Source organism: Kosakonia sp. SOY2 (assembly GCF_027109175.1).
Taxonomy (GTDB): domain Bacteria; phylum Pseudomonadota; class Gammaproteobacteria; order Enterobacterales; family Enterobacteriaceae; genus Kosakonia.
In genome coordinates, this window is record NZ_JAPVXH010000010.1 from 13,292 (window position 1) to 28,982 (window position 15,691).

General features: G+C 56.4%; 16 protein-coding genes. 6 read left to right on the forward strand and 10 right to left on the reverse strand.

Translation table 11 applies throughout. The features are described 5' to 3' along the window. Positions 1–53: 53 nt before the first annotated feature. The 8 genes from O3S68_RS23685 to O3S68_RS23720 form a co-directional block, all read right to left on the reverse strand. Positions 54–1,583, reverse strand: coding sequence for a sensor domain-containing diguanylate cyclase (locus O3S68_RS23685; protein WP_269232651.1), 1,530 nt, complete (start codon positions 1,581–1,583; stop codon positions 54–56). 208 nt (positions 1,584–1,791) lie between these two features. Next, a complete protein-coding gene (thiH, locus tag O3S68_RS23690) occupies positions 1,792–2,946 on the reverse strand; it encodes a 2-iminoacetate synthase ThiH (RefSeq protein ID WP_269232652.1) in 1,155 nt (384 codons plus the stop codon). Beyond that, complete coding sequence (gene thiG, locus O3S68_RS23695) at positions 2,943–3,713, reverse strand: thiazole synthase (RefSeq protein WP_020456063.1); 771 nt, start codon at positions 3,711–3,713, stop codon at positions 2,943–2,945. The genes thiH and thiG overlap by 4 nt, the downstream gene beginning before the upstream one ends. A 1-nt stretch (position 3,714) precedes the next feature. Further along, complete coding sequence (thiS, locus tag O3S68_RS23700) at positions 3,715–3,915, reverse strand: sulfur carrier protein ThiS (protein ID WP_017460019.1); 201 nt, start codon at positions 3,913–3,915, stop codon at positions 3,715–3,717. Further along, positions 3,896–4,654, reverse strand: a complete 759-nt coding sequence (locus tag O3S68_RS23705; RefSeq protein ID WP_269232653.1) for a HesA/MoeB/ThiF family protein — start codon at positions 4,652–4,654, stop codon at positions 3,896–3,898. The genes thiS and O3S68_RS23705 overlap by 20 nt, the downstream gene beginning before the upstream one ends. Continuing rightward, positions 4,647–5,282, reverse strand: coding sequence for a thiamine phosphate synthase (gene thiE / locus O3S68_RS23710; protein WP_269232654.1), 636 nt, complete (start codon positions 5,280–5,282; stop codon positions 4,647–4,649). Before thiE ends, O3S68_RS23705 begins: the two co-directional genes overlap by 8 nt. After that, complete coding sequence (gene thiC / locus O3S68_RS23715; protein WP_045514595.1) at positions 5,282–7,174, reverse strand: phosphomethylpyrimidine synthase ThiC; 1,893 nt, start codon at positions 7,172–7,174, stop codon at positions 5,282–5,284. Before thiC ends, thiE begins: the two co-directional genes overlap by 1 nt. Positions 7,175–7,538: 364 nt before the next feature. Further along, positions 7,539–8,042 (reverse strand): Rsd/AlgQ family anti-sigma factor, encoded by a 504-nt coding sequence (locus O3S68_RS23720; RefSeq protein WP_020456067.1) that lies wholly within the window; start codon positions 8,040–8,042, stop codon positions 7,539–7,541. Positions 8,043–8,125: 83 nt separating this feature from the next. Here O3S68_RS23720 and nudC point away from each other — a divergent pair, with 83 nt between their 5' ends. The 6 genes from nudC (at position 8,126) to O3S68_RS23750 (ending at position 12,484) form a co-directional block, all read left to right on the forward strand. Further along, a complete protein-coding gene (gene nudC / locus O3S68_RS23725) occupies positions 8,126–8,899 on the forward strand; it encodes an NAD(+) diphosphatase (protein ID WP_045514593.1) in 774 nt (257 codons plus the stop codon). Positions 8,900–8,938: 39 nt separating this feature from the next. Further along, positions 8,939–10,003 carry a uroporphyrinogen decarboxylase gene (gene hemE / locus O3S68_RS23730; RefSeq protein WP_086868583.1) on the forward strand — a complete coding sequence of 355 codons (1,065 nt, stop codon included), beginning with the start codon at positions 8,939–8,941 and terminating at the stop codon, positions 10,001–10,003. 9 nt (positions 10,004–10,012) lie between these two features. Continuing rightward, positions 10,013–10,693, forward strand: coding sequence for a deoxyribonuclease V (gene nfi, locus O3S68_RS23735; protein ID WP_045514730.1), 681 nt, complete (start codon positions 10,013–10,015; stop codon positions 10,691–10,693). 33 nt (positions 10,694–10,726) lie between these two features. Beyond that, positions 10,727–11,317 carry a YjaG family protein gene (locus O3S68_RS23740; protein ID WP_269232655.1) on the forward strand — a complete coding sequence of 197 codons (591 nt, stop codon included), beginning with the start codon at positions 10,727–10,729 and terminating at the stop codon, positions 11,315–11,317. Positions 11,318–11,503: 186 nt separating this feature from the next. Then, on the forward strand, positions 11,504–11,776 hold the full coding sequence (gene hupA / locus O3S68_RS23745) for a nucleoid-associated protein HU-alpha (protein WP_017460010.1): 273 nt from the start codon (positions 11,504–11,506) through the stop codon (positions 11,774–11,776). A gap of 12 nt (positions 11,777–11,788) precedes the next feature. Then, positions 11,789–12,484 carry a DUF1481 domain-containing protein gene (locus tag O3S68_RS23750; protein ID WP_167579022.1) on the forward strand — a complete coding sequence of 232 codons (696 nt, stop codon included), beginning with the start codon at positions 11,789–11,791 and terminating at the stop codon, positions 12,482–12,484. 40 nt (positions 12,485–12,524) lie between these two features. On the opposite strand, the gene purD is transcribed toward O3S68_RS23750, so the two are convergent. Further along, a complete protein-coding gene (gene purD / locus O3S68_RS23755; protein WP_269232656.1) occupies positions 12,525–13,817 on the reverse strand; it encodes a phosphoribosylamine--glycine ligase in 1,293 nt (430 codons plus the stop codon). Positions 13,818–13,832: 15 nt separating this feature from the next. After that, complete coding sequence (gene purH, locus O3S68_RS23760; protein ID WP_045514719.1) at positions 13,833–15,422, reverse strand: bifunctional phosphoribosylaminoimidazolecarboxamide formyltransferase/IMP cyclohydrolase; 1,590 nt, start codon at positions 15,420–15,422, stop codon at positions 13,833–13,835. Positions 15,423–15,691: the final 269 nt, after the last annotated feature.

The following is a 15,691-nucleotide window of genomic DNA, read 5'->3' on the forward strand; positions in this document are numbered from 1 at the left end:
AAGAATCCCTGCATAACATGAAACCGGTTGCAACCTTGCGACGCGCCGCCTGGCTATGGGTGATTCACCAGTAGAATTCGGTTCTTACCTTGCTGCTTCGCTTTATAAAGCGCTTCATCCACACGGCCGACCAGCTGGTTCAGCGGTTCCATGTTCCACTCACCCAAACCAGCGCTAAACGTGACCGACAGCTCTTTCTCGCGCCATGTACGGTTCTCCACTTTTACCCGCCACTGCTCCAGTAGCGCCTGCGCGTTATCGATATGCGCATGCGGGAAAATCACCGCGAACTCTTCGCCACCGTAGCGATAGAGCGAAATCCCCTGCGGCTGCAAGATCTGAATGCCTTCGCGCGCTACGTTTCGCAGCACGATGTCGCCATTCAAATGTCCCCAGGTGTCGTTAATGGATTTGAAATTATCGATATCCACCAGCGCCAGAGCAAACGGCTGATGATCGTTCATCAGCGCGCCAATATCGGCATCAAAGGCGCGGCGATTCTTACAATTGGTCAGCGCATCCATGGTCGCCTGCCGCACCCACGTTTGTTCCCGCTCTTTACTGCTTTCAATCGCTTTACTCAACATCGCTTCGAGCCGTGGGGCGCGGGTTACATCACCGGTTTTTATCGCATCGATTATGTTGAGCAGCACCGTGCGCGAGCTGTGGCGTAAATAGAGGCCAAACAGAATGATAAACACTGCCGCCGTGGTGAATCCCCAACCGACAAGCTGAAGCTGATGGTGAACGCGTTTATCCAGTGTGCTGGCGGATACTTTATAGATCACAAACCATTCCGGGTTGGTGAAGGCGTAGTAGTAATACCAGCACGCATTTTTTTCATCGAAAAGCGCGCCTTCAGCACTGGTCATCGCTGCGAGTATTGTCGGGCTGACGAGTGTTTTGAATAACGCGCCAGTGTCCGGGTGCAGCATCGCTTTGCCTTCGCCGTCGATAACGAAGAATTCGCCAGGCATCGGGGGTTGCATGGTGCGCAGGGTGAAACCCATTGAGGCCAGATCAAGGTGAAAAGCCAGCGTCCCTTTTAATTTACCGTCCGGCGCTATCACCGGTTTATAAATGCTCACTATCGGGTTATGGGTAAAAAAATCCATGTAGCTGCGGGTATAGTGATTAAACATGCTGGCTTCCGCCTGGTGCATAAACCACGGACGCGTACTGGCATTGAAATTTTCACCGCTGCCCATAACCTGTGGCGCGCGCAGGTAAACGCCGCGCGAGTCGGCGAGAGAGATCGACGATACCGAGGGCATCAGCGCCAGCAACTGCATCAGCAATTTCAGTCCCTTGTCCCGATCGCCGTTCACGGTGACGTCTAACTGATCGTCATGGGCGAAGAATGCGGCGGCGCGATTGAGAACATAGTCGTTTTCACGCAGCATCGACTGGGTGTAATTCACCGCCAGGTTATGCGCGAAATTGCGATTCACATCGTGGTACTCCTCCAGCGTCTCTTTACGCATACCGGCGATAATCATGAGCGCGATTATCACAAAACTGAGGAGGATCCCGGCAAGGCTCACCAGAATTGGTCTTGTAAATGAAAGTTGTTTGCTATGCATTTTCTTATCCTTGAACATGCAAAAGAGGAACAGATATCAGTATAGGGGCTGCGCAAAAGATAGCGTACCTGATGTGAGTAAGGCGGAGCGGAAGAGAGGAAGAGCGCCCGCTCCGGTCAGTCTCATAACCTGACAGCGCAAGCATGAAGGTTCGGGCGACAAGCCGCCATCGCCCGATTTTGCTTTTACGTAGCAGGCCGGGAAAGTATTAACCCGTTATCTGCGCGTTGCGGCTTTTTTGCGGCGCACGTCCCAGCCAGCTATCCCAGTCTTTCCACACCGGTTGCAGCCCACGGGCGATCAGCGCATCGGCAACGTCCTGCGGGCGGCGCTCATCATGGGGCGAAAATTGCTCCAGCTCCGGGTGATTGTCGGCATAGCCGCCCGGCTGCGTTTTGGAAAACGCGCTTACGTTATTAATCGCCAGCGGAATAACGTGATCGCGAAAGCGCGGTGATTCGCGCGTTGATAGCGACAACTCCGTGTCCGGTGCCAGCAGGCGAAACGCGCAAATGGTTTGCACCAGTTGCCGCTCATCCATCACTGACGCAGGCTCCACGCCGCCCGCGCAAGGGCGCAGGCGGGGGAAGGAGATGGAATAACGGCTTTTCCAGTAGCGCTGTTGTAGCCACAGCAAATGTTCGGCAACCATATAGCAATCCACTCGCCAGCTGTCGGACAGGCCCATTAACGCGCCGAGGCCAATCTTGTCGATACCCGCGCGGCCCAGCCTGTCCGGCGTCTCCAGCCGCCAGAAGAAGTCCTGTTTTTTACCGCGCAGATGGTGACGTGCGTACTGGCTTTCGTGGTACGTCTCCTGGTAGACCATTACGCCATCAAGACCAAGGGTTTTCAGCTCGGCGTACTCCGGCTCGGAAAGCGGCTGCACTTCCATTTGCAACGAGGCGAACTGGCGGCGGATCGCTGGCATATGGCGGCGAAAGTAGTCCATCCCGACTTTGCCCTGATGCTCACCGGTGACCAGCAACAGATGCTCAAACCCTAGTTCGCGTATGGCCGCGCATTCCCGCGCAATCTCCTGCTCATCCAGCGTTTTGCGCTTCAGGTGATTGCTCATCGAAAACCCGCAATAGGTGCAGTCATTGGCGCAAAGGTTAGAGAGATAAAGCGGAACATAAAAACTGACGGTGTTGCCAAAACGCTGGCGCGTGAGCCGCTGTGCTTGCTGTGCCATCGGTTCAAGAAAACCGGCGGCGGCGGGGGAGAGCAGCGCCATCATATCGTCGCGCGTCAGTTGCCGGGCATTGAGTGCGCGTTCAACATCGGCGGCGGTTTTGCTGTGGATGCGCAGGCGGATATCGTCCCAATCCAGTTGCCGCCAGCGGTCGGTGAAGGTGCTCATAATGTTTCCTCCAGGAAACCGGTGAGCGGGCTGGTGGCTTGCGCGTAACGCTGGCGGGCGCCTGGTACGGCCTGGCGGGCCAGTGTTCCGGCCTCGACAGCCAGGCGAAAAGCGCGCGCCATGTTGACCGGGTCGTCGGCGACCGCGATCGCGGTATTAACCAGCACCGCGTCAGCCCCCATCTCCAGCGCCTGCGCCGCGTGGCTGGGCGCGCCGATCCCGGCATCGACCACCACTGGCACATTCGCCTGCTCGATAATAATCTCCAGCATGGCGCGGGTTTCCAGCCCCTGGTTGGAGCCGATCGGTGCGCCCAGCGGCATGACTGCCGCGCAGCCTACCTCTTCAAGCCGTTTACACAGCACCGGATCGGCACCGCAATAGGGCAGAACCACAAAACCCATCTGCACCAGTTTTTCTGCCGCGCGCAAGGTTTCAATCGGATCGGGCAGCAGCCAGCGGGCGTCCGGATGAATTTCCAGTTTTAGCCAGTGCGTGCCGAGTGCTTCCCGTGCCAGTTGGGCGGCGAAAATGGCCTCTTCGGCGTTTTTCGCCCCGGAGGTGTTAGGCAGCAACGTCACACCCGCATCCAGCAAGGGTTGCAACAGCATATCGGTGCGCTGGCGCAGGTCGACGCGCTTCATCGCCAGCGTTACCAGTTCGCTGCCCGACGCATGAATCGCATCGACCATCAGTTGCGGTGTGGCGAACTTGCCGGTGCCGGTAAACAGCCGTGAAGTGAACTCTTTTTCTGCAATACGTAACATCTCAGCCCCCTGCGATAACCTGAAACAGCAGGATGTGATCGCCGTCCTGCACAAGATGGTTTTCCCACTGCTCACGCGGCAGGATCTGTTGATTAACGGCCAGCGCGACACCCGGTTTGAGCTGATTGAGTTGCTCAAGCAGGGTGGCGACGGAAAGCCCGGCGACGCAGTTCATCGACTCGTCATTGAAGCGTATTTGCATGTCGCCCTCCACAAACCGGGCACTGGCGGGAAGCGTGCAGCGCCAGCGTGCGCCAAAGATTGGTGCGCGCGTCGAACAGGCGCAGCTCACCGCTGGTGGTGTGCAGCCCGTTCAACAATTTAATGGCTTCCAGCGCCTGCATGGCACCCATAATGCCGACCACCGGGCCAACAATACCGGCGGTGCGACAGTTGCGTTCTGGCTCGCTGTCGTCCGGCCATAAACAGCGGTAGCAGCCCTGCTGCCAGGGCGGCGTCAGCACCATCAACTGGCCGCCAAAACCGACTGCGCTGGCGGTGATAAGCGGTGTCTCCAGCGCCACGCAGGCAGCGTTGATCGCCTGGCGTGTCAGCATGTTGTCGCTACAGTCGAGCACCACATCGGCCTGCTGAACTTGCTGGTGCAACGCCTCACCGCTCAAGCGCTGCTGGAGCGTAATCAGCTCGATATCCGGGTTTAATCTGTGCAGGCGCTGCGCGGTGACCTGGGTTTTCGGCTGGTTGATATCATCGGTGGTAAATAAAATCTGTCGCTGCAAATTGCTCAGGTGTACGGCGTCGTCATCCGCCAGCACCAGCGTGCCGATCCCTGCGCCCGCAAGGTAGACCGTCGCCGGTGCGCCAAGACCGCCGAGGCCGATAATTAATACCCGGCTGGCGAGCAATTTTTGCTGGCCGGTAACCGCGATATCCTCCAGCAGGATCTGGCGGCTGTAGCGCATAAAGTCGCGATCATTCATCGCCCACCCCCGCCAGTTGCAGTAATTGCTGGGTTGCCTGTTGCCAGTTATCCGCCCGGGTGATGGCGCTGACCACCGCAATACTGCCCACGCCGGTTGCCAACACATCCGGCGCACGCGCAAGGCTGATACCGCCAATAGCAACGGTTGGGTAATCTTTCAGCCGTGCAACGTGACGCGCCAGCTGTTCCAGTCCCTGCGGCGCAGAAGGCATCTGTTTGGTTTGCGTGGGAAAGACATGGCCCAGCGCGATGTAAGAGGGGCGGGCCGCCAGCGCCACGTCGATTTCCATATCGTCATGGGTGGAAACGCCAAGGCGCAAACCCGCTGCACGAATGGCGCTTAAGTCGGTCGTTTCCAGATCTTCCTGACCAAGATGCACACCGTAAGCCTGGTGTTTGATCGCCAGTTGCCAGTAATCGTTAATAAACAGCCGCGCATTAACGCGACGGCCAAGCGCGATGGCTGCCATCACATCCGCTTCAACGTCCTCGTCGCGTTTATCCTTAATGCGCAGTTGCAGCGTGCGCACGCCCGCATCCAGTAAACGGGCAATCCAGTCGACGCTGTCGACTACCGGGTAAAGGCCGAGGCGGAAGGGTACCGGCGGGAAATCGGGCTGATACATCAGGCTTCCTCCCTTTTCAGGTAGATCTCGCCGCCGCGTGCGCGGAAGTCGCTGGATTTATCCGCCATACCGACTTCAATCGCCTGGGTTGCCGCGTAGTCACGCACCTCTTGCGAGATTTTCATCGAACAGAATTTCGGCCCGCACATGGAGCAGAAGTGCGCCACTTTGCCGGATTCCTGCGGCAGCGTTTCATCGTGGTAGGCGCGCGCGGTAAACGGGTCGAGCGCAAGGTTGAATTGATCCTCCCAGCGGAACTCAAAACGCGCTTTCGACATGGCGTTGTCGCGGATCTGCGCGCCAGGGTGGCCTTTAGCCAGGTCAGCAGCGTGAGCGGCGATTTTGTAGGTAATCAGCCCCTGTTTAACGTCCTCTTTATTGGGTAAGCCGAGGTGCTCTTTGGGCGTGACATAACAGAGCATCGCGCAGCCAAACCAGCCAATCATCGCCGCGCCAATACCAGAGGTGAAATGGTCATAGCCCGGCGCGATATCGGTGGTTAGCGGCCCCAGCGTATAGAACGGCGCTTCGTGGCAGTGCTCCAGTTCTTCGGTCATATTGCGGCGGATCATCTGCATTGGTACATGCCCCGGGCCTTCAATCATCACCTGAACGTCATACTCCCAGGCAATTTTCGTCAGTTCGCCAAGCGTATGCAGCTCGGCAAATTGCGCTTCGTCGTTGGCGTCCTGAATGGAGCCTGGGCGCAAGCCATCACCCAGCGATAGCGAAACGTCATAAGCGGCGCAGATTTCGCAGATCTCGCGAAAATGGGTGTAGAGGAAGTTTTCCTGATGATGGGAGAGGCACCATTTCGCCATAATCGAGCCACCGCGCGAGACAATGCCGGTCAGGCGCTGCGCGGTCATTGGCACATAGCGTAGCAGCACGCCCGCGTGGATGGTGAAATAGTCCACCCCTTGCTCCGCCTGTTCCAGCAGGGTGTCGCGAAATGCTTCCCAGGTCAGATCTTCGGCGATCCCATTAACCTTCTCCAGCGCCTGGTAGATCGGCACTGTACCGATCGGCACCGGGCTGTTACGCAGGATCCATTCGCGGGTTTCGTGGATATAACGCCCGGTGGATAAATCCATGACCGTGTCCGCGCCCCAGCGCGTCGACCAGACCAGCTTTTCCACCTCTTCTTCGATCGAGGAAGTCACCGCCGAATTACCGATATTGGCGTTCACCTTCACCAGGAAGTTGCGGCCAATGATCATTGGCTCCGATTCCGGGTGGTTAATATTGGCCGGGATAATCGCCCGCCCGGCGGCGACTTCATCGCGCACAAATTCCGGGGTGATGTTTTCCGGCAGACGCGCACCAAAACCTTCGCCCGGATGCTGCTTACGCAACACTTCGCTGCGAATACGCTCGCGGCCCATGTTTTCGCGAATGGCGATAAACTCCATTTCCGGCGTGACGATGCCTTTGCGCGCATAGTGCAGTTGCGTGACGCGCTGGCCGGGTTTCGCGCGGCGCGGCGTCAGTAAACCGCTAAAACGCAATTCGTCGAGGCCATCATCGGCCAGCCGTTCGTTGGTATAGACAGAGCTGCGCTGTTCCAGTGTTTCGCTGTCATCACGGGCGGCAATCCACGGTGCGCGCAGTTTCGCCAGCCCTTGCTGGACATCAATCGCAATATCCGGATCGCCATACGGGCCCGAGGTATCGTACACCGGCACCGCTTCATTCTCTTCAAACTGCGGGTGTTCTTTTGTGCCGCCGGTAAGCGTCGGGCTCAGCTGGATTTCGCGCATCGGAATGCGGATATCGGGTTGCGAACCGGTGATGTAGATGCGGCGCGAGTTGGGGAAAGCGGTACCTTCCAGTGTGTCGATGAAGTGTTGCGCCTGGGCGCGTTGTTCACGGCGTGTAAGTTTTGCAGACATAGCTCATTCCAGAATGTAAAGGATATGGCTTGTCAGACGACGGATGGAGTAATGGCAGCAAACCGCCCGTGAGGGTGGTTGACGTGAATGGATTACTCTTGTTCCCTTCGCAGGTTTTAACCTGATCAGGTTCCGCGGATCCCGAATTAACGGTCTCAGCCTTTTCCCCTTCATCCTTCACGCTGCCCTGTGTTGGCTGCGTTCGCTCACCACAGTCACTTACTTGATGTAAGCTCCTGGGGATTCACGAACTTGCCGTCTCGACGCATCGCGAATGATGTTGTGGAAATATAGGCACTCCGACAAGAAAAACCCGTCCGAAGACGGGGACTGCTTTTTAAATTACGCGTTAATGTTTAAGAACTCAAGCCGGTCGCGCGACACCGCTTTCGTCGTTGGCGCTCTCTTTGATGTTGTTATCAAAGGCCAGCACGATTAACTTGTCTTCAAGGGTAAAGCGGGCGGCCAGCGCTTCGCCGATATCGGAGAGCGCTTGCTGGAACTCCAGACAGTTATCGTCATCAATGGCGTTTTCCAGGCTGGAGTCGTAATAGTTCATGATTTCTACAGTATTCGCTTCAAGCATTGGGTAAAGCTGCGTCGCCGCTAAAAGTGGGCTGCTCCCTTCCAATTCGCTAATGATGCGTTCATAAATATTGAAGTGACCTGCGGAAAGGTATTCCACCAGGTTGTGGCAAAAATCGTCCAGCGCTTTTTCGTTAAGCTGCATGTAGGATCCTTTGCCAGGTTTAATGCCAACCAGATTGTAATAAGAAACAAGCAGTTGCTTACGTGCTTGCAGCCAATGGTCGACAAGTTTGTTACTTCCTCCAACGCGCTCTGTCAGGCTTTCTAACTGGTTTAGCATAAATGGCTCCGCAAATATGTAAGATCAAAACGATGTAATAATAATGTTAATAACATGCCAGTAAAGCGAAGGTAGTGCACCAAATGGTACGTATTATTGAAGCACACGATCAGGGCTGGTGGATCGTCAGCCATGAACAAAAATTATGGATGCCCGGCGGGGAATTACCACACGGCAAGGCAGGAAATTTCGATCTTGTGGGGCAGAGCGCGCTTCACATTGGCGAGTGGCAGGGCGAAGCGGTATGGATGATCCGCCAGAATCGTCGCCAGGATATGGGATCCGTGCGTCTGCTTATCGATCAAGATGTGGGGCTTTTTCAACTGGCGGGCCGTGGCGTGCAACTGGCGGAATTTTATCGTTCACACCAGTTTTGCGGTTACTGCGGGCACACCATGCACCCCAGTAAAACCGAATGGGCAATGCTGTGCGATCACTGCCGCGAGCGCTATTACCCACAAATCGCCCCTTGCATCATTGTCGCCATTCGCCGTGATGACAGCATTTTGCTGGCGCAGCACACGCGCCATCGCAATGGCATTTACACGGTGCTCGCCGGTTTCGTCGAAGTGGGCGAAACCCTTGAACAGGCGGTGGCGCGTGAAGTGATGGAAGAGAGCGGCATCAAAGTGAAGAATTTGCGTTATGTCACCTCGCAACCGTGGCCGTTTCCACAATCGCTGATGACCGCATTTATGGCGGAATATGACAGCGGCGAAATCCGCATTGACCCGAAAGAGTTACTGGATGCGGGCTGGTATCGCTATGACAACTTGCCGCTGTTACCGCCTCCGGGTACGGTTGCGCGCCGCCTTATCGAGGATACGGTGGCGATGTGTCGGGCAGACGACGAATAAGGTGTATATACTGGCGGCCTGACGCTTGAGGAACTGACAATGACCGAACTGAAAAACGATCGTTACCTGCGCGCGCTTCAGCGCCAGCCAGTAGATATGACCCCGGTGTGGATGATGCGCCAGGCAGGCCGCTATTTACCGGAATATAAAGCGACCCGCGCGCAAGCAGGCGATTTTATGTCGCTGTGCAAAAACGCCGAGCTGGCCTGCGAAGTGACCTTACAGCCGCTGCGCCGCTACCCGCTTGATGCGGCTATTCTTTTCTCCGACATCCTTACCGTGCCAGATGCGATGGGGCTTGGCCTCTATTTCGAAGCCGGGGAAGGGCCGCGTTTTACCTCGCCCATCACCTGCAAAGCGGATGTTGATAAGCTGCCGGTGCCAGACCCGGAAAACGAGCTGGGCTACGTGATGAACGCCGTGCGCACCATTCGCCGTGAGCTGAAAGGTGAAGTGCCGCTGATCGGTTTTTCCGGTAGCCCGTGGACACTGGCGACTTATATGGTGGAAGGCGGCAGCAGCAAAGCGTTTACCCTGATTAAAAAAATGATGTACGCCGAGCCGCACACGCTGCATGCGCTACTGGATAAGCTGGCGCAGAGCGTCACGCTGTATCTCAACGCGCAGATCCGCGCGGGCGCACAGTCAGTGATGATTTTCGACACCTGGGGCGGTGTGTTGACCGGGCGCGATTATCAGCAATTCTCGCTCTACTACATGCATAAAATTGTCGATGGTTTGCTGCGTGAAAACGAAGGCCGCCGCGTGCCGGTGACGTTATTCACCAAAGGCGGCGGGCAGTGGCTGGAAGCGATGGCAGAAACAGGCTGTGATGCGCTGGGCCTCGACTGGACAACCGATATTGCCGATGCACGCCGTCGCGTTGGTCATAAAGTTGCGCTGCAAGGCAATATGGACCCGTCTATGCTTTACGCGCCGCCTGCGCGCATTGAAGAAGAGGTCGCGACGATTCTCGCGGGCTTCGGCAAAGGCGAAGGTCATGTGTTTAACCTCGGTCACGGCATTCATCAGGATGTCCCGCCGGAACATGCAGGAGTATTTGTCGAGGCGGTGCACCGCCTGTCGGCCTCCTGGCATCAGTAAGGAGAGAGTATGGATCTCGCGTCACTACGCGCACAACAACTTGAACTGGCTTCTTCGGTGATCCGTGAGGATCGTCTGGATAAAGATCCGCCCACATTGATCGGCGGGGCCGATGTCGGTTTTGAGCAGGGTGGAGAAGTGACGCGAGCGGCGATGGTGCTGCTCTCCTGGCCTTCGCTGGAGCTGATTGAATATCAGGTGGCGCGTATCGCCACCACCATGCCTTATATCCCTGGTTTCCTTTCTTTTCGTGAATACCCGGCGCTGCTGGCGGCGTGGGAGCAGCTGTCGCAAAAACCCGATTTGCTGTTTGTCGATGGCCACGGTATTTCCCATCCGCGCCGTCTCGGTGTTGCCAGCCATTTTGGTTTGCTGGTCGATGTGCCTACTATCGGCGTGGCGAAAAAGCGGCTGTGTGGCAAGTTTGAACCGCTGGCGGACGAGCCGGGTGCGCTCTCCCCGTTGATGGATAAAGGTGAGAAGCTCGCCTGGGTGTGGCGCAGCAAGGCGCGCTGTAACCCGCTGTTTGTCACCACCGGGCATCGTGTCAGCCAGGATAGCGCGCTCGCGTGGGTGCAGCGTTGCATGAAAGGCTACCGGTTACCGGAACCGACGCGCTGGGCGGACGCGGTGGCATCCGGACGGCCCGCGTTTACGCGTTGGCAGGCAATTCAGCGCGATATCAGGTAAACTGCCGCGCATTACCGATTTTGAGAAACGATCATGTTACAAAACCCAATTCACCTGCGTCTGGAAAAGCTGGAAAGCTGGCAGCACGTCGTCTTTATGGCTTGCCTGTGCGAGCGTATGTACCCCAATTACGCCATGTTCTGCCAGCAGACAGAGTTTGGCGACGCGCAGCTTTACCGGCGGATCCTTGACCTGGTGTGGGAAACGCAGATCGTCAAAGACGCGAAAGTGAACTTCGACAGCCAACTGGAGAAACTGGAAGAGGCGATTCCGACGGCGGATGACTACGATCTGTACGGTGTTTACCCGGCCATTGATGCCTGCGTGGCGCTCAGTGAACTGATTCATTCGCGCCTGAGCGGTGAAACGCTGGAGCATGCAATCGAGGTCAGTAAAACGTCGATCACTACCGTTGTGATGCTGGAAATGACCCAGCAGGGACGTGAAATGACCGACGAAGAGCTGCGGGAAAACCCGGCTGTTGAGCAAGAATGGGATATTCAGTGGGAGATTTTCCGCCTTCTGGCAGCCTGCGAAGAACGCGATATTGAGCTGATTAAAGGGCTGCGCGCAGACCTGCGTGAGGTCGGTGAGAGCAATATCGGTATAAATTTGCAGCAATGAGACAATAAAACGTGATTTAACGCCTGTTTTGTCGTGCCTGAAGGCTTCCCTTAATACCCTCGTCTGGTCTACATTTGGGGGGCGAAAATAAGTGGCTATCGGTGCGTGTATGCAGGAGAGTGCTTTTGAGGCATTTCCGTCGCACTCGATGCTTAGCAAGCGATAAACACATTGAAAGGATAACTTATGAACAAGACTCAACTGATTGATGTAATTGCAGACAAGGCTGATCTGTCTAAAGCGCAAGCGAAAGCTGCACTGGAATCCACCCTGGCTGCCGTTACTGAGTCTCTGAAAGCAGGTGATGCGGTACAACTGGTTGGTTTCGGTACCTTCAAAGTGAACCACCGCGCTGAGCGTACTGGCCGCAACCCGCAGACCGGTAAAGAAATCAAAATCGCCGCAGCTAACGTGCCGGCATTTGTTTCTGGTAAAGCACTGAAAGACGCAGTTAAGTAAGACCGCGTGGCAGTGAACAGTTTTGTCGAAGGGGCGGTTTCGCCCCTTTTGTCATTCTGGCGTCGCCCGCTGTTGTTGGCGGGCGCAGCGCTGTTACTGACAGCCTGCAGCCATGACTCCTCCTTACCGCCTTTTACCGCCAGCGGGTTTGCCGGCGATCAGGGCGCAGTGCGGATCTGGCGTAAAGATTCAGACGGTGAGACGCACTTGCTCGCCGCATTTAGCCCGTGGCACCACGGGAATACATCGCTTAGCGAATACCGCTGGCAGGGCGATACGTTAACTCTCATTGAACTCAATGTTTACGGTAAACCGCCGGAGCATATTCGCGTCCGTTTTGACGATCGCGGCGAGCTGAGCTTTATGCAGCGTGAGGTCGACGGGCAGAAACAGCAACTTTCCAGCGACCAGGTCGCGCTGTATCGCTACCGGGCAGAGCAGATCCGCCAGACCAGTGACGCGCTGCGTCAGGGGCGAGTGATCCTGCGTCAGGGGCGCTGGCAGGCCAACCATACGGTACAGACCTGTGAAGGGCAGACCGTGAAACCCGATCTGGATGATTACGCCTTAAACCGTATTGAGCAGCGTCAGAACCGCTCTGCGGTTGCGGTAAGCGTCGCATGGCTGGAAGCGCCGGAAGGCGCGCAGCTATTGCTGGTGGCGAATGCGGATTTCTGCCGCTGGCAGCCGACGGAAAAGAATTTCTGAAAACCCTCTCCCCGGTGGAGAGAGGGTGAAAGGGCGAGAGTTACTTGCCTTGCTCGCGCGCAATTGCGCGGTAACCAATATCCCGGCGGCTGAAGCTGCCATCCCAGTGAATATCGGTCATTAAGGCATACGCGCGCTGCTGCGCTTCGGCGACGGTGTTACCCAGCGCGGTAACGCACAGCACGCGCCCGCCGTTGGTCAGCACCTGGTCGTCGGCAGAGAGTTTGGTGCCTGCGTGGAACACTTTACCGTCAGCCACTTCTTCCAGCGGCAAACCGTGGATGACATCGCCATTGCGGTAGTTGCCCGGATAACCACCGGCTGCAACCACAACGCCCAGCGATGCGCGACTATCCCACTCTGAGGTTTTCTCATCCAGCTTGCCTTCACACGCGGCCAGGCACAGCTCCACCAGGTCAGACTGCATGCGCAGCATAATTGGCTGTGTTTCCGGATCGCCAAAGCGGCAGTTGAACTCGATAACTTTCGGGTTGCCCTGCTTATCGATCATCAGCCCGGCATACAGGAAACCGGTGTAGGTATTGCCTTCTGCCGCCATGCCGCGCACGGTTGGCCATATGACGCGTTCCATGGTGCGCTGATGCACTTCATCCGTCACCACTGGCGCAGGCGAGTAAGCACCCATACCGCCGGTATTCGGGCCGGTATCGCCATCCCCGACGCGTTTGTGATCCTGGCTGGTGGCCATTGGCAGCACGTGTTCGCCGTCAACCATCACGATAAAGCTGGCTTCTTCACCATCGAGAAACTCTTCAATCACAATGCGGTGGCCCGCGTCGCCAAAAGCATTGCCTGCCAGCATATCGTGAACCGCTGCTTCGGCTTCTTCGAGTGTCATGGCGACGATCACGCCTTTGCCCGCCGCCAGACCATCGGCCTTGATCACGATAGGCGCGCCTTTCTCATGCAGGTAAGCCAGCGCAGGCTCAATGTCGGTAAAATTCTGGTACTCGGCGGTCGGAATATTGTGGCGCGCGAGGAAGTCTTTGGTGAATGCTTTGGAGCCTTCCAGCTGCGCGGCACCCTGCGTTGGGCCAAAAATCTTCAGACCGGCCGCGCGAAACGCGTCGACCACGCCGATTACCAGCGGTGCTTCCGGGCCAACGATAGTCAGATCGATCTTCTCGTTCTGCGCAAAGCTCAGCAGCGCCGGGATGTCGGTTGCGCCAATCGCGACGTTTTGCAGCGTCGGTTCCAGTGCCGTACCGGCGTTACCCGGTGCGACAAAAACGGTATCAACCAGCGGTGACTGCGCGGCTTTCCATGCCAGCGCGTGTTCTCGCCCGCCGTTGCCAATTACTAATACTTTCATTGTCTGCTCCGTGGATTAATGGCGGAAGTGACGCATGTCGGTGAAGATCATCGCAATGCCGTGTTCGTCGGCGGCGGCAATGACTTCGTCATCGCGGATGGAACCGCCAGGCTGAATAACGCAGGTCACGCCAACAGCGGCGGCGGCATCAATGCCGTCGCGGAACGGGAAGAACGCGTCAGAAGCCATGGCGGAACCTTTCACTTCCAGCCCTTCGTCACCGGCTTTGATCCCGGCGATTTTCGCCGAATAGACGCGGCTCATCTGGCCTGCGCCAATGCCGATGGTCATGTTTTCTTTCGCGTAGACAATGGCGTTGGATTTGACGAATTTCGCCACTTTCCAGCAGAACAGCGCATCACGCAGCTCCTGCTCGGTCGGTTGGCGTTTGCTGACAACGCGCAGTTCACTTGCGCTTACCATGCCGAGATCTCTGTCCTGAACCAGTAGACCGCCGTTGACGCGTTTGAAATCGAGTCCCGGAACACGCTGCGTCCACTCGCCGCAGACCAGTACGCGGACATTCTGCTTAGCGGCGGTAATTTTCAGCGCCTCTTCGCTGGCGGACGGGGCGATGATCACTTCAACAAACTGGCGAGAGATGATCGCCTGGGCAGTTTCAGCGTCCAGCTCACGGTTAAAAGCGATGATGCCGCCGAATGCGGAGGTTGGATCGGTTTTATAAGCGCGATCGTAAGCCTCCAGAATTGAACCGCTAACCGCGACGCCGCAAGGATTGGCGTGTTTCACAATCACACACGCCGGTTCGCTGAACTCTTTCACGCACTCCAGCGCCGCATCGGTGTCGGCAATATTGTTATAGGAGAGCGCTTTGCCTTGCAGCTGCTGCGCGGTGGCAACGGAGGCCTCTTTGATCTCTTCTTCTATATAGAAGGCGGCTTGCTGGTGGCTGTTTTCGCCGTAGCGCATATCCTGCTTCTTAATGAAGTTCAGATTCAGGGTACGCGGGAAGCGACCGGCGGGTTCTTTGCTTTCGCCGTGATAGGCCGGAACCAGGCTGCCGAAGTAGTTGGCAATCATGCTGTCGTACGCAGCGGTGTGTTCAAACGCTTTAATCGCCAGGTCGAAACGGGTGGCAAGCAGAAGTGAACCTTCGTTGGCATCCATTTCATTAATAATGGCGGTGTAGTCGCTGCTCTTTACAACGATAGCGACATCTTTATGGTTCTTCGCGGCTGAGCGCACCATAGTCGGACCGCCGATATCAATATTCTCTACCGCATCTTCCAGTGAGCAACCTTCACGCGCGACGGTCTCGGCGAATGGATAAAGGTTAACGACCACCATATCGATCGGCGCAATTGCGTGTTCTGCCATGATTGCGTCATCCTGCCCGCGGCGACCCAGAATGCCGCCGTGTACTTTTGGATGCAGGGTTTTCACGCGTCCATCCATCATTTCCGGAAAACCGGTGTAGTCGGAAACTTCGGTCACTGGCAGACCTTTTTCCGCCAGCAGACGCGCGGTGCCGCCGGTAGAGAGCAGTTCTACGCCACGCTGAGAGAGCGCCTGTGCGAATTCGACAATACCGGCCTTGTCAGAAACACTGAGCAAAGCGCGGCGGACTGGACGACGTTGTTGCATGGTAAATCCCCTGGATTTGTCTTTAACAGAGAGCGTTAGCTAAATATTAGGATCTTTATTGATCCTAAAACTTAGCTAATGCCCCAGCGAGGGCTCATGTTTTTTGCGCAGGCATTGTAACGAAAACGTTTGCGTAGCGCTCGCGAATTTTTGTACTTTTGCCGGATTGTGGATAAGTCTGTGTGTAAATGGGTATAAAGGCGGGTTTTGCTGTGGAATGCAGCAGTCAGTCATTTTTATGTCATTTTTCTATTGCGGGGGGCGGAGAA